11 protein-coding genes and 1 pseudogene are annotated in these 13,790 nt (G+C 45.5%); 3 read left to right on the top strand and 9 right to left on the bottom strand.

Annotated features, from left to right (window positions below; all coding sequences use genetic code 11):
* The first annotated feature begins 222 nt into the window (after nucleotides 1-222).
* The gene (locus Q0537_RS08640; protein WP_297950274.1) at nucleotides 223-495 is read left to right on the top strand and encodes a hypothetical protein; all 273 of its coding nucleotides are present in this window, start codon (nucleotides 223-225) and stop codon (nucleotides 493-495) included.
* Nucleotides 496-969: 474 nt separating this feature from the next.
* Here Q0537_RS08640 and Q0537_RS08635 read toward each other — a convergent pair whose 3' ends face one another.
* The 7 genes from Q0537_RS08635 to gltX all read right to left on the bottom strand — a co-directional run bounded on the left by Q0537_RS08635 (nucleotide 970) and on the right by gltX (nucleotide 8,748).
* Complete coding sequence (locus Q0537_RS08635) at nucleotides 970-1,701, bottom strand: DUF4197 domain-containing protein (protein WP_299227172.1); 732 nt, start codon at nucleotides 1,699-1,701, stop codon at nucleotides 970-972.
* A gap of 427 nt (nucleotides 1,702-2,128) precedes the next feature.
* Entirely contained in the window at nucleotides 2,129-3,487 is a 1,359-nt protein-coding gene (gene gdhA / locus Q0537_RS08630) for an NADP-specific glutamate dehydrogenase (protein ID WP_299227170.1), read from the bottom strand.
* Nucleotides 3,484-4,176: an MqnA/MqnD/SBP family protein gene (locus tag Q0537_RS08625; RefSeq protein ID WP_299227167.1), complete on the bottom strand. Its 693-nt coding sequence runs from the start codon at nucleotides 4,174-4,176 to the stop codon at nucleotides 3,484-3,486. The genes gdhA and Q0537_RS08625 overlap by 4 nt, the downstream gene beginning before the upstream one ends.
* A 77-nt stretch (nucleotides 4,177-4,253) precedes the next feature.
* Nucleotides 4,254-4,625 carry a hypothetical protein gene (locus Q0537_RS08620; protein WP_299227164.1) on the bottom strand — a complete coding sequence of 124 codons (372 nt, stop codon included), beginning with the start codon at nucleotides 4,623-4,625 and terminating at the stop codon, nucleotides 4,254-4,256.
* The gene (locus tag Q0537_RS08615) at nucleotides 4,618-6,066 is read right to left on the bottom strand and encodes a nicotinate phosphoribosyltransferase (protein WP_299227161.1); all 1,449 of its coding nucleotides are present in this window, start codon (nucleotides 6,064-6,066) and stop codon (nucleotides 4,618-4,620) included. Before Q0537_RS08615 ends, Q0537_RS08620 begins: the two co-directional genes overlap by 8 nt.
* Nucleotides 6,067-6,110: 44 nt before the next feature.
* Complete coding sequence (locus tag Q0537_RS08610) at nucleotides 6,111-7,367, bottom strand: malic enzyme-like NAD(P)-binding protein (protein ID WP_299227158.1); 1,257 nt, start codon at nucleotides 7,365-7,367, stop codon at nucleotides 6,111-6,113.
* 1 nt (nucleotide 7,368) lies between these two features.
* The gene (gltX, locus tag Q0537_RS08605; protein ID WP_299227155.1) at nucleotides 7,369-8,748 is read right to left on the bottom strand and encodes a glutamate--tRNA ligase; all 1,380 of its coding nucleotides are present in this window, start codon (nucleotides 8,746-8,748) and stop codon (nucleotides 7,369-7,371) included.
* A gap of 84 nt (nucleotides 8,749-8,832) precedes the next feature.
* On the opposite strand from gltX, the gene Q0537_RS08600 reads away from it, so the two are divergent.
* Together Q0537_RS08600 and Q0537_RS08595 are read left to right on the top strand one after the other, a co-directional pair.
* Nucleotides 8,833-9,723 carry a peptidylprolyl isomerase gene (locus tag Q0537_RS08600; RefSeq protein WP_299227152.1) on the top strand — a complete coding sequence of 297 codons (891 nt, stop codon included), beginning with the start codon at nucleotides 8,833-8,835 and terminating at the stop codon, nucleotides 9,721-9,723.
* Nucleotides 9,724-9,840: 117 nt separating this feature from the next.
* Entirely contained in the window at nucleotides 9,841-10,095 is a 255-nt protein-coding gene (locus tag Q0537_RS08595) for a hypothetical protein (RefSeq protein ID WP_299227149.1), read from the top strand.
* A gap of 94 nt (nucleotides 10,096-10,189) precedes the next feature.
* Here Q0537_RS08595 and Q0537_RS08590 read toward each other — a convergent pair whose 3' ends face one another.
* Together Q0537_RS08590 and Q0537_RS08585 are read right to left on the bottom strand one after the other, a co-directional pair.
* Nucleotides 10,190-13,285 carry a type I restriction endonuclease subunit R gene (locus tag Q0537_RS08590; RefSeq protein ID WP_299227146.1) on the bottom strand — a complete coding sequence of 1,032 codons (3,096 nt, stop codon included), beginning with the start codon at nucleotides 13,283-13,285 and terminating at the stop codon, nucleotides 10,190-10,192.
* A 21-nt stretch (nucleotides 13,286-13,306) separates the two neighbouring features.
* Nucleotides 13,307-13,790, bottom strand: a pseudogene (locus Q0537_RS08585) (anticodon nuclease); the annotation flags it as partial.

Genomic DNA, 13,790 nt, shown 5'->3' with positions numbered 1-13,790 from the left:
AATTAAAAATTGGAAATATATTTTTTATAAATGCTGCGATATAAGGCACACCTATGTAAATTTACAAAATCGAAAAGAGGTTTTAAATTTTACCGATAAGCAACTGAAAAATTTTATAAAAATTAAGCGAAAGAGATTTAAATTTAAAAATAAGAAGTGATATAATGCCTCGCCAATCGACATTATCAATATATACGGGCAAGAATACACACAAGGAGAAATATGGTTAAAGCATTAAAATTTATAATTTGCGCCGTAGTAGTTTTGTTATTATTTATAATTTATGAAAGTACTTTGTGTGCAAAGTGTGATTATACGTTTTTTGTAGAGGAAAGGCTTATGGGCAGATTATTGATAGCCATTGATACAAATGATATAAATTTAGTAAGATATATTGCTGCTGAAGGTAGAGTTTGCAAGCAAGCCAATGTCCATAATAGAGCGCTTAAAGAATTAAGAAAAATGGAATCGGAAAATAATAGGACTAATGAGTAAACCGGTTTTTGCGGAACATAAAGTGAGATATGAAAGAAGCGAAATTTACAAGACGACTTTCTTGCTTTACTTTTACGCGCTTATCTGTTACCGCTCTACTTCCCGATACTTCGCCGCTTTGTAAAATTTCAGATATAAACGCTGTCTATACGCGAACCTAAACACCGCGTAAAATTCTAAAACTCCGCGTGAAATTTTAAAATTTCAAATCCTTTGCGTCTTGCTAAATTTCTAAATTTTACAGTTTCAAATTTCGCAGACTAAACTCCGCGTTAAGATTATCGTCTAAAGCAAACAGGCTCCAAGCGCGCGACAAACGAGCTTCTAAATTCCGCCGCGCGCCCGCTTTGGTGCAAGCAGCTGTCTTGCACGAGAGGGCGCTTTGCGCGCAGCTTTAGACTGCCCAAACTTACGGCACAAAGCAATTATAAGCAGCTATGCGGCGGAATTTACGCCAAAGCCTCGCCGCAAGTTTTATTTAAGCACCTTACCTAAAATCCCTGCACCTTTGCCGACGGCGCTGCTGCGAAGCGCGCTTTCTTTTTCTCTCATCACTGCAAATAGCCCGTCCAGCGTCTTTTGCGTGATGTAATCGTTCAGATCCTCGCCCTGCTTAGGCAGATACTCGCTCGCGCCCAGCCCGCGCGCGATATTTTGCACCGCTTCATTGCCCGCAATCTTGCTTTGCGCGAAGGAATTTAGACCGTTATACGCCGTCGCGAAGCTGTTTTTGCTCATCATATCGCTTACGATCGGTCTAAAAACCGCCCGCAGCTTCGCGCCCGATTTGCTCTGCAAATACTCGCTAAGCGCCGTGTCGCCGCCGCCGATGAGCTTTTTAACGTCGGCATCGCTCATAGATTTCAGATCTTGCAAAAATATCTTACTTGCGCCGCTAACCGCCTTGGTAGCGGCATCGTTCATACTCACGACGAGCTCGCGCTCCCATTTATCGCCGCCCATCTTTTTCGCGAGCTTTGCAGCGGCTTTGAGCGAAGGAGGAAGCTCGATTTTAGCGGTCTTGCTGTGGATGTAGCCCTTGGTGAGCTCGGCTACGGCGCGGTTCGTGGCGGAAGTGAGCAGGTCTTTGTAGTTTCCGCTCTGAGTCGCACCGAGTACGCCCGCGCCCTGCTTTAGGATATCCGTTACGTCCGCATGCGCGAGCGACAGCGACGCAGCAGCGAGTAAAACCATAATTTTTTTCATATTGCAACCTTTGGATAAAATTTGCGCCATTATGCCAAACTGCGGTAAACGCTCAGCCCGTGCTCGGTTTAAATTTACGCGCTGCGTGGACGAGCTGAGATAAAATTTTAGACTAAATTTAAAAGCGGCTTCGAGTTAAATTTTAAACGTCAAATTCCAAAGCTAAATTTACCCGCAAAATTTAAAGATAAAATTTGGCAGCGGGAGCTTTGCGCGCTTGCAGTTTAATTTAAAAGCGACGTTGCGACGACTTAAATTTTAAACCGCGCCCGATCGAGCGTCATTTAAAATTTACGCAGCGCGCATATCCTATCCTCAGCGTAAACGATTAAAATTTTATCAAACCCGCTGCAGTTCAAAGGCTCGCCGTAAATTTAAAGAGTTTAAATTTAAAAGCGAGCTGCGACTTTGGGCGCGATAAGCAGGCCTAAACCAGCCCTTGATCCAGCATCGCGTCGGCTACGCGGCGAAAGCCCGCGATATTCGAGCCCAGTACGAGATTACCCTCCGCACCGAATTCCTTCGAGGTATCATAGCTGGTGCGAAATATGTGACGCATGATCTCGCGCAGCTTGCCATCGACCTCCTCGAAGCTCCACGACGCCATCTGCGCGTTTTGCGCCATCTCAAGCCCGCTCGTAGCCACGCCGCCCGCATTCGCCGCTTTCGCAGGACCGAAAAGAAGGTCCTTTTGCGCGAGCATAAAATCGATCGCCTCAAGCGTGCTTGGCATATTCGCGCCCTCGCAAACCATGCGACATCCGTTGGCATAGAGAGTCTTTACGTCTTGCAGATTAAGCTCGTTTTGCGTAGCGCTCGGAAATGCCGCATCGCACGGCACGCTCCACACGCCGTTGCGGCCTGCGGGATAGGCGCTAACTGGGATAAATTTTGCGTTAGGGCGCTCTTTAATATATTCGCAAAGCCCTACGCGCAGCTGCTCTTTTAGTTTTTTAAGAAGCGCCACGTCGATTCCCTCAGCATCATAGATAAAGCCCGTAGAATCGCTTACTGTAACGGGCTTAGCCTGCATCTGATAGAGCTTTTCGGCGGTGTAGATCGCGACGTTGCCGGCGCCCGAGATCGTGCAAATTTTGCCGTGCAGCGAATCGCCCCTGGTAGCGAGCATCTCGTTTGCAAAATACACGGAGCCGTAGCCCGTAGCCTCGGTGCGCGCAAGACTACCGCCCCAGCTTAGTCCCTTGCCCGTAAGCGCGCCGTCGAATCTGCGGGTGAGCTTTTTATACGCGCCGTACATATAGCCGATCTCGCGACCGCCCACGCCGATGTCGCCCGCAGGCACGTCGGTATTGGAGCTGATTAGGCGGTGAAGTTCTAACATAAAAGCTTGACAAAATCTCATAATTTCGCCGTCGCTCTTGCCCTTGGGATCGAAATTTGCGCCGCCTTTTGCGCCGCCGATATTAAGGCCCGTGAGGGAATTTTTAAAAATTTGCTCAAACCCTAAAAATTTTAAAACGCCCAAATTTACACTCGGATGAAAGCGCAGACCGCCTTTGTAAGGGCCCAGAGCGGAGTTGAACTCTATGCGGTATCCCGTATGCACGCAGGGCTCGCCGCCGTCGCTCATATAGACGACGCGAAACATCATCGTGCGCTCGGGCGCCAAAATACGCTCTAAAATTTTATTTTTCACGTATCGTTCATCGCGCTTTAGAAGCGGTATGAGCGAGTATAAAATCTCGGTCGATGCCTGGATAAAGACCTCCTGACCGGGATTGGCGCGCTTTAAATTTAGCAGCAAGCCGTCGATGTAAGATTTCATAGTTCCTCCTTTTGAACCGGATTAAATTTTAATTTTTTGGCTTTAGCGATAAATTTTTTCAGCGCCAGCTCCTCGCGAACGCCGATCTCATAGCCTATAAATTTCAGATAATTTAAAATTTCACGCTCTTTTATGTCACGCGAAAAGGCGTAGCTTTGCAGGATATATCTTGGAATTTTAATGCGCGATCGTAAAAATTTCGTCGCCAGGCGCGAGTAAGCCTTATCGTTTTTCACGCAGCACAGCCGCCCAAAAACAAAGGGCAAGCCCGTGCGCTGCTGCCAAATTTCGCCCAAATCGTAGAATTTATCCTTGCCCTGCGAAAGCAGCGCCTTTAGAGCATTATCGCCGATTAGCACCTCGCCGCTAAGATCCAGCACGCGAGCTAGCATATTTGAGCTCATCGACGCGGGATCGAGCCTGGGCGCCGAGTTTTTGCGCACGAGCACGCTTAGCACTTCGCGCTTTGCGACGATTCCAAGAGGCAGCCTGCGGTATTTTGAGCGGCGGCTTTCGATGCTCGAGATCACCGCGGCATCTATACGCCTATAATAAAGATCGGCGCAGAGCTTGCTCGGCACCCCTTTTTTAAATTCTATCGATTTTTTAACATAAGACGGCAGCGGAAGTGATTTTAAAAATACGTGAAATGGGAGCAAATTTAGATAATCAATTTTGCCTAATAACATGACTTTCTCCGAATTTAGCGCAGGAAAAGAGGTTAAATTCCGGCGCTAAATCGGAATTTAACCAAAAATTTTAAAGTTTATTTGACCTCGGTGATCGGGATGGATTTGTATTTAATAAACTCCACTATGCCCTCACCTTTTTTGAAGTGGATGCTCACTCCGTCTTTGTTCTCCATATAGATGCCGTCTGCGGCACGCTCGCGCTTGAGGTTGTAGCTTTTGCCGCTATCGTCCTCTAGCACGGCGGTATTAAAATCGTCGTTTGAGCTAAGCGATAGTTTTTTGCCCTTATCATCGACGAAATAGAAGGTCTTTGCGTTCTCTTGAGTTATGGTTTTTTCGCTCTGTGCTTGCTTATTCATAGCGCTGTCCGGGGATTGGCGGAGCTGGTTTGAACCGCATCCTAGCAAAACTAACGCCAAAGCGGCGCACGATAGAACTTTAAACATATTTTTCCTTTAAATTTAGGTTACACTCGTTGATGAGTGCTTTTCGGATATCCCAAAGCTTTTGAGAGAGATCCACTTTGTAGCTCTGCGGATGGACGTTGCGAAGGTGCTCAAGCCAAAATTTACTCTTCTGCTCCTTACTAAAACGCGCGATCTCGCTTACCGTGCGGCGCACACCTACGAATTTGCCCTCCTTGAAAACGGGACGTAAGAGCTTATGCGCGCTGAAATTCGTTAAAATTTTACGCTTGTAGGTGTAAAGCGGGTGAAAAATTTCAAGCGGCGCACTCTCATCTATGCTCTCGCCGTCAAGCGTGATCAGATCGGCAAGCGCCATGCCGTTGTCTTTGTCGTAGAGCCTAAAGACCTGTTTGTAGCCGGGATTATTGATCTTGCGCGGATCGTTTGAAATTTTGATCTTAGCCACGATTTTGCCATCTTTTTCGATACCGCTTAGCTTATACACACCGCCTAGACTCGAACTATCTCCGCCCGTAATAAGCCTCGTGCCGATCCCCCAGCTATCGATTTTAGCGTCGAAAAGCTTGAGCTGATCGATCGCGTATTCGTCTAGATCATTCGACGCGGTGATCTTTGCGTTATTAAAGCCCGCGGCATCGAGCATCTTACGCGCCTGCTTGGTCAGATACTCTAGATCGCCCGAATCGATGCGGATTCCAAGCGGCTTATGACCGCTCGCATGCAGCTCCTCAAAAACCTTGATCGCATTCGGCACGCCGCTTCCGAGAGTATCGTAGGTATCGACGAGCAAAAGCGTGCTGTTCGGATAAATTTTAGCGTAGGCGCGAAACGCCTCCAGCTCGCTATCAAAGCTCTGAATCCACGAGTGCGAGTGAGTGCCGATCGCGGGCACGCCGAATTTCTTTGCGGCAAGCACGTTCGACGTAGCGCTGCAACCGCCTATAATCGCAGCCTTTGCGCCGTAGATACCGGCGCTTTGCCCCTGAGCGCGGCGCAAGCCAAACTCCATCACCGAATCACCCTTAGCGCTAAAGTTTATACGCGAGCTTTTTGTAGCGACTAGGGTTTGAAAATTTATAGTATTTAGGATCGCAGTCTCGATGAGCTGCGCCTCCATAATATTTGCCTTGACGCGAATTAGCGGCTCGTGCGGAAATACGATCTGCCCCTCATCCATGGCGTAAATTTCGCCGCTAAATTTAAAGCCTCTTAGAAATTCCAAAAATTCAGGCTTAAAGAAATTTAGACTTTTTAGATATGCGATGTCGTCGTCGCTAAATTTTAAGTTTTCGATATAATCCACAACCTCGTTTAAGCCGCAAAATATCGCGTAACCGCCGCCGCTTGGGTTTTTGCGATAAAAAACGTCAAAAACCGCCGTCTGATCGGGCTTTGTAAAAAAATAGCCCTGCATCATGCTAAGCTGATAAAAATCGGTAAGTAAAGCCAAATCTTTCATTTACGCCTCTTAAATTTAATCTCGCCTCGCGCAGGAGCAAGGAATCATAGCTTTTTAGCTTCTAGGCTCTTTTTATAAGCTGCAGCGTCGAAGTCTTTGACGCGAGCGACGCCGTCATCCACCGCAGCTTTTGCGACGGCCGTCGATATCACGGCAAATACGCGCGGATCGAAAGGATTTGGGATCACGTAGTCTTTACCGAATTTTAAGCTATCCTTGCCCAGCATCTTGCGGATTTCCGCAGGAACCTCTTCGCGAGCAAGATCTGCCATCGCGCGAGCGGCAGCAATTTTCATATTTTCGGTGATCTTTTTGGCTCTTACGTCAAGCGCGCCGCGGAAGATATACGGAAAGCCCAAAACGTTATTGATCTGATTTGCAAAGTCGCTTCTGCCCGTGCCTACGATCGCGTCGTTTCGTATTTCCTCGACCTCGCTTGGATAGATTTCCGGCACCGGATTTGCAAGCGCAAAAATGATTGGATGTGGCGCCATAGTCTTTACCATCTCTTTGGTTAAAACGCCCGGCTTGCTAAGGCCCAAAAACATATCCGCGCCCTTCATCGCGTCCTCTAGCGTGCGATCTGCGGTGTCTAGGGCAAATTCTTTCTTTTGCTCGGTAAGATCGGTGCGGCCCTTGTGGATCACCCCTTTGGAATCGAGCATTATGATATGTTTAGCGCCTAAATTACGATACATCTTCGCACACGCTATGCCTGCAGCGCCCGAGCCGCTGACTACGATCTTCATATCCTCGATCTTTTTGCCGCTGATGAGGGCTGCATTGATTAGCCCTGCGCCCGTAATCATCGCGGTGCCGTGCTGATCGTCGTGCATGATGGGGATATCGACGGCTTTTTGCAGCTCGCGCTCGATCTCGAAGCACTCGGGAGCTTTGATATCCTCTAAATTTATACCGCCGAACGTAGGCGCAAGCGCTTTGCAAATTTCAATTATCTTTTTAGGATCTTTTTCGTCGATCTCGATGTCAAACGCATCGACGCCGCCGAATTTTTTGAACAAAACCGCCTTGCCTTCCATTACGGGCTTTCCGGCGATTGCGCCGATATCACCAAGCCCCAAAACCGCCGTGCCGTTAGTGATGACGGCTACGAGATTGGCTTTATTCGTGTATTTAAACGCAGCCTCGTGATCACCTTCGATCACCTTGCAAGGCTCCGCGACGCCTGGCGTATATGCAAGCGCCAAATCCTCCGCAGTAGCGCACGGGGTTTTTACATTCGTTCCGATTTTACCGCCTATGTGGTACTTCAAAGCCGCTTCAACGTTTACTTTAGCCATTTTATAATCCTTTTTTGATTAAATTTGAAATTCTTGTTTTAACTTCGTCGCTTCCTAAAATTTCACAAATTTCAAAAATCGACGGACTTACGCTTCCCCCAGTGATCGCAACGCGCAGCGGCTGAGCCAGGTCTTTTAGCTTGGCGCCGTTTGCGTCCAAAAACCCCATCGTCCTTTCCTCGCACTCCTTTGCATTTAAATTTGCGCTTAGAGTATCCGAAAATTTTGCGAGTAAGCTTAGCGAACTTTCGGTTACAAATTTCTTATACGCCTTCTCGTCATAGCAGCTCGGGCGGTTTAGAAGAATTTTAATGCCCTCGGCCATCTCCACTAGCGTCTTTGCGCGCTGTTTGTACTGCTGGGCGATGAGATGTTTTTTCGCATGCGAGCGTATATCGACGCCGAATTCCACAAGCTGCATGGCAAGCTCATCATCGCTCGAGTTTTTAATATAATGCGCATTTAGCCACTCGAGCTTGGTTTGATTGAAGGTGCTAGCGCTCTTGCTAATATGGTTAGGATCGAAGTATCGCTTCATCTCCTCCATGCTAAAAATTTCATCATCCCCGTGGCTCCAGCCCAGGCGCACTAAAAAATTTAGCAGAGCCTGCGGCAGATAGCCCATGCGTTTGTACTCCATCACGTCGGTAGCGCCGTGGCGTTTGCTTAGCTTGCTGCCGTCGGTGCCGTTGATCATCGCGACGTGGTAAAATTTCGGGATTTTAAAGCCTAGCGCATTATACAGCACGATCTGCTTCGGGGTGTTGCTTAGATGATCGTCGCCGCGGATCACGTCTGTGACGCCCATCAGCGCGTCGTCTATCACGACCGTGAAGTTATACGTAGGCGTGCCGTCGGAGCGCGCGATGATGAAATCGTCCAAAATATCGGCGGCATTAAATTTTATCTCGCCCTTGATGCCGTCGTTAAATTCTATCATGCCGCTAAGCGGGGCTTTTATACGCACTACAGGCTCGATCCCAGCAGGCGGCGTGCCGGTAAAGTCGCGATAGCGATTATCGTAGCGCGGGCGCTCTTTGCGAGCTTCCTGCTGCGCGCGCAGCTCATCCAGCTCGTCCTTACTCATATAACATTTGTATGCCTTGCCCTCATCTAGCAGCTTTTGGACGTATTGTTTGTAAAGATCAAAGCGCGAGCTTTGATACACGATCTGCCCATCATAGTCCAGATCACACCACTTAAAGGCTTCCTCGATCGCCTGCGCGGCCTCCTGCGAATTGCGCTTCAGATCAGTATCCTCGATACGCAGCAGGAATTTGCCGCCGTTTGCCCTAGCGTAAAGATAACTAAAAAGTGCCGTTCTAAGTCCGCCGATATGTAAATATCCCGTAGGACTCGGCGCAAAACGAGTTACTATCATAAAATTCCTTTGCAAAAATTACCATTTAATGTTATAATCGCGATCTTGTAATTATAAAGCAAAAAGACTAAATAAAGGTTAAAAATGATAAAGAAATTGCTTTTTTCCGCAATGATCTGTGCTGTTTGTGCAAATGCCGAAGTAGTAAACGGCGTCATCGCCGTGGTAGATAATGAGCCGATCACCGGCTACGAACTAGCCAAAGTTCAAAAACTAACGGGCGCTTCGCCGCAAGCCGCGATGGAAATTTTAATCGGGCAAAAGCTGCAACAATCCGAGATTAAACGCCGCGGCATCGCGGTAAATGACGCGGAGATCGACGCGAGGCTCAAAGCGATCGCCGATCAAAATAAGCTTAGCTTAGACCAACTCAAAACCGCCGTGCAAAAGCAAGGTATAAACTACGATGACTTTAAAGCAAATATCCGCCGTACACTGCTTGAAGAAAAGCTCTATGGCTCAATATTCGCAGACATACAGCACCGCACGACCCCCGAAAATGTCAAAAAATTCTACAGCCAAAATAGTTCATTATTTACAACCTTCGATAGCATCACGCTAACCCGCTACATCGCAAAATCGCAAGCTCCGCTCGATAAGATCCGCACAAATCCGAAGCTCCGCCCAAGCGACGTGTATGTGATGAAGGGAACCCTCAAGGCCAATCAAATGGATGAGGGGCTCAAATACATCGTCACGAACGTCGAGCAGGGCAAATTTTCGCCGATAATCCCTACGCGCAACGGCTACGAGATGTTTTACGTAAACGACAAAAAAGGGCTTCGTACGCTTGATTTTGATAGCGTGCAAGATAGGGCGATCGAGGGCTACGTAACCTCCGAGCGCAAAAAAGCGGTCGCCGAGTTCAACGACAGACTCCGCTCAAACGCCAATATCCGCATCATCGAGCGCCCACAGGCAAAAGCGCAAGGCGCAAAAACCGCCCCAAAAGTTAAAGTGCAAAAAAGGCAATAAATTTTAAAATCCGATGCCGCGCATTAAATTTTGTAGAATTTAAACGCCGATAACGCAAGGGCAAGCACGCAGTTCGCCCTGCCATGCGTTAAATTTGATAAAATTTAAAGGATTTGCGTGATAGTAATCAACGATTTTACCGAACTTAAAAGCAATCCTAGAAATGGCGGCATAAGCGCTGCGAGCTTCGGCGCGAGCAAATTTTGCTCCCACATCGATGCCGCCTCAAAACTCGTCGCCGTTTGGAGCGATAACAACAGCGGCGAGGAGCTAAATTTTAAAATTTATACGAATCTACATCATCGTATTGACACAAATTATACTTCTTTGTTTTCAATGCAACATATTTTAACTCAACAACAATTTTTCTAATAATTTTCGTCTGTAAAAATATAATCTAAACGCATAAAACGCCTATTTGCATCGCTTATATAGTACAAAATAATACATCCAAATTAAGTCGTGCCTAAACCTCAATGCCGACTTCCTTAAATTTATCCACAAAAAAGGCGATTTTTTCAAAAACATTTTGCTTCACGCTTAGATACTTTGGATTTAGAGGACTCATTTTAGGTAAAATTTCGTTTAAATCAGTTCCGCTTTCGCTAGCATATCCGCGTTTTAACGACGCGCTAATATACCTTTTTGCAGCATTTTCATTTAAATTTAACGAGCCAATCAGTTCTTTTGCTTCGCGCGACATCTCGCCTTTTGCAAATTTAAAAAATGCCTCGACTACGCCTGCTCTATCTTTTAACTCGTCCAAATCAGTCCCGTTTATAAAATCTACTATTAGCCCCTCTTTTGAGCGATTTTCCAGGCTGGCGCGGATGATCCTGCGGATCTCTTCGGTAAGCGCGATCTTATCTTTAATCTTTTTATTGTGCTCAAATATTAACCCCAAAATATAGTCTAAATTTATCTCCTGCGACTTGAGTAGGTCAATCTCAAAGACCACGTCGTCCCAGTCCATCTTTTGCGTCTCTTTGCGTTCGCCCGCTCTTTCTTTTCTTAGCCAGTCTCTTATATCGTTATAGGTAGAGCGGTAGTCTTGGAGCGCTCGCACGCTAGGCACTTTTATGCTTTGCATCTCCTGCAAATCCTCTTCGCTTAGATAAAATTTTTCTTTAAATTCGCGCACGGCATTCTCATCATTCAAATTTACCCCTTGCAGAGCCTGCAGCGCCGCAAATTCGTCATAGTTTTGCAGAGCATTTTCTACGCGAAGATACTCGCCAAAAAGCTTAACAAAATCCTTTTTATCCTTTTGCGTTTCTATTGCGTTAGGATCTGAGAAGCGCGCCTCAAGCTCGCTCGTAACTTCTAGAAATCCTCGTCTGGCCTCGCCGGTAGCAGCATCGGTAAAGCCCTGCATATATTCCTTATAGCTTTTTTCCAAAATTACGTTTTTGGTACTGTTTTTACCAAAAAGCGTGATGGCATCGATCGTAGCTTGCTGCAAGTCTCTAAAAGTCACGATATTGCCAAAGGTCTTAGTGGCGTCTAGGATTCTATTCGTACGTGAAAAAGCCTGCATAAGCCCGTGATAACGTAAATTTTTATCTACAAATAGCGTATTTAACGTAGGTGCGTCGAACCCTGTTAAAAACATGCCCACAACCAAGAGCAAATCGACTTCTTGCTTTTTCATGCGTTCACTCAAGTCGCGGTAATAGTCCTGAAACGACCTGCCCTCGATGCTAAAATTCGTCCTAAAATAGGCGTTATAATCTTTTATCGCAGCATTTAAAAATTCTTTTGAGCTCATATCCATCGTCTCGGGTTCAAAATTTTCGTCCGCTATCTCTCCGGCAACGCCCTGCTCCTCGTTTTGCGAAAATGAAAAAATCGTCGCAACTTTTAGCGGTCGCTCTTTATCTTTTTGTAAATTTTTAAACGCCTCGTAGTATAGCTTCGCGGCTTCGATAGAGCTTACTGCAAACATAGCGTTAAAGCCTTTACCGCTTGCGTTTAGTCGGTGCGTTTTTTGCCTAAAACGATCCAGGATATACTGCGAAATCTCTTTTATACGATCAGGGTGCAAAAATGCCTCTTTACTCTCCGCAGCGCTTAGTTTTAGCTCATCTTTTTCGGTCTCAAATTCTCTAAATTTAGGTCTTACGTCGTTATAATCAACCTTAAATTTAAGCACTTTTTCGTCTCGTACGGCATCGGTTAATATATACGAGTGAAGCTCGCTTCCAAATACGCTTTGCGTCGTCTCCGCTCCTAGCGCATTTTGCGGAAATATCGGCGTACCCGTAAAACCGAACTGGAAAAATCTCTTAAATTTTTTCTTTAAATTTTTCTGTGCCTCGCCAAACTGCGAGCGGTGGCACTCGTCAAATATAAAAACGACCTCCTTTTGATATACAGCCAGCTCGCTTTCGCTTTTCATCAGATTATTTAGCTTTTGTATGGTCGTTACGATTATTTTACCGTCCTCTTTTTCCGTATTTCGTTTTAGTTCAGCGCAGCTATTTGAGCCGTTTACGCTATCTTTTTGAAATTTTTGATACTCTTTCATCGTCTGATAGTCTAGATCTTTACGATCTACTACGAAAAAGACCTTATCTATAAAATCAAGCTGAGTAGCGAGCCTCGCTGCCTTAAAGCTAGTTAGCGTTTTGCCCGATCCTGTCGTATGCCAGATATAGCCGCCGCCCTCCGGCTTTGCATAGCATTTACTAAGATGCGAGCTATTTATCTTCCACAGTATACGTTCAGTCGCTGCGATCTGGTATGGACGCATGATTAACAAGGTGTCACTCGCGTCAAATACGCAATATTTTGTCAGTATGCTTAAAAGCGTATTTTTCGCTAAAAAAGTCGCAGTAAAGTCCTTTATGTCCCTAATTGGCAAATTTTTAGAATCCGCCCAGTTGATAGTAAAATCGAAGCTAGTTTTATCGCGCTTTGTAGTATTTGCAAAGTAGCGCGTATCCGTGCCGTTTGAGATAACGAAAATTTGCAGGTATTTAAATAGCGAATTTGACGCGTTAAAGCTCTCTTTGGCATAGCGGTGGATTTGATTAAATGCTTCTCTTATCGCCACGCCGCGCTTTTTTAGTTCGATTTGCACCAGCGGCAAGCCGTTTACTAGGATAGTAATGTCGTATCTATTTGCGTGCGCGCCCGTCTGCTCAAATTGATTAATAACCTGCACGCTATTTCGCGCGATATTTTTCTTGTCCAGTAAATATATATTTTGTATATGCCCATCATCAAAAACAAAATCATAAATGTGATTGTCTTGGATTTTGCGAGTCTTTTCATTCACTCCATCGTTTGGCGCGTCAAGATACTCGCTAAGCAATCTAGTCCACTCAGAAGGCGTAAATTTAACCTCGTTTAGGCTTTCTAGCCGCTGTTTTAAATTTTCCAGTAGCTTTGCAGGAGAGTTTATGTCTTTTGCATACTCGTAGCCTTGCGCGACTAGATCGCTTATCAGCTCGCGCTCCATATCCGCCTCGCTTTGGTAGGTTGAGGGCTGGATTATCTTTTCATATTCGTCCAGGACTATAAAATTTTTACTCTCGGCTATCGGTTTGGTCTCTGTCATTTTTTTCCTTTGTTAGTTTTTTTATTTAAAATGGTATATTGAGCTAATTTTCTGAATTAAAAATCTTAATACTCTTTTGTCGTTATCGTTTGGCTCAACACTCTCTTCGGCAGAATGTTTAGAATGACTTGAAATATTAATCAGTCTTGTTTCATACGGTTTTGAATCTCCGCCTGGAGTATCCGGCAAGAGATCGCCCCAGCTTTTATAACCAAGAAAAGTAGAAGTTTTTTCCAAAATATTTCTTAGAAAATTAAAATGGTACTTCTTGATTTGATTATTCTCAATGGCTTTTTCTATCTCAGCCTTTAAATAAAGATGATAGGCGAACGGCGAATCATTATTTTGTTTATCTAAAACATATATTTCATCTTCGGTTTTCTTTAATAGATGCATGCTGCACCTTCTTTCCCTGCTTAGCCCATTATGTATCACATTATAAAATAAAGGGTTGTGAGTGGTAATTATAAATTTTATATTTGATTCGCTCTCTTTTATTCTTTCA

This window comes from uncultured Campylobacter sp., from assembly GCF_938017775.1.
Lineage (GTDB): Bacteria > Campylobacterota > Campylobacteria > Campylobacterales > Campylobacteraceae > Campylobacter_B.
This window is presented reverse-complemented; position numbering and strand designations above follow the sequence as displayed.

Coding starts and splice junctions, on each gene's coding strand:
- Q0537_RS08640 (WP_297950274.1), top strand. CDS start 223: ATGGTTAAAGCATTAAAATTTATAATTTGCGCCGTAGTAGTTTTGTTA.
- Q0537_RS08635 (WP_299227172.1), bottom strand. CDS start 1,701: ATGAAAAAAATTATGGTTTTACTCGCTGCTGCGTCGCTGTCGCTCGCG.
- gdhA (WP_299227170.1), bottom strand. CDS start 3,487: ATGAAATCTTACATCGACGGCTTGCTGCTAAATTTAAAGCGCGCCAAT.
- Q0537_RS08625 (WP_299227167.1), bottom strand. CDS start 4,176: ATGTTATTAGGCAAAATTGATTATCTAAATTTGCTCCCATTTCACGTA.
- Q0537_RS08620 (WP_299227164.1), bottom strand. CDS start 4,625: ATGTTTAAAGTTCTATCGTGCGCCGCTTTGGCGTTAGTTTTGCTAGGA.
- Q0537_RS08615 (WP_299227161.1), bottom strand. CDS start 6,066: ATGAAAGATTTGGCTTTACTTACCGATTTTTATCAGCTTAGCATGATG.
- Q0537_RS08610 (WP_299227158.1), bottom strand. CDS start 7,367: ATGGCTAAAGTAAACGTTGAAGCGGCTTTGAAGTACCACATAGGCGGT.
- gltX (WP_299227155.1), bottom strand. CDS start 8,748: ATGATAGTAACTCGTTTTGCGCCGAGTCCTACGGGATATTTACATATC.
- Q0537_RS08600 (WP_299227152.1), top strand. CDS start 8,833: ATGATAAAGAAATTGCTTTTTTCCGCAATGATCTGTGCTGTTTGTGCA.
- Q0537_RS08590 (WP_299227146.1), bottom strand. CDS start 13,285: ATGACAGAGACCAAACCGATAGCCGAGAGTAAAAATTTTATAGTCCTG.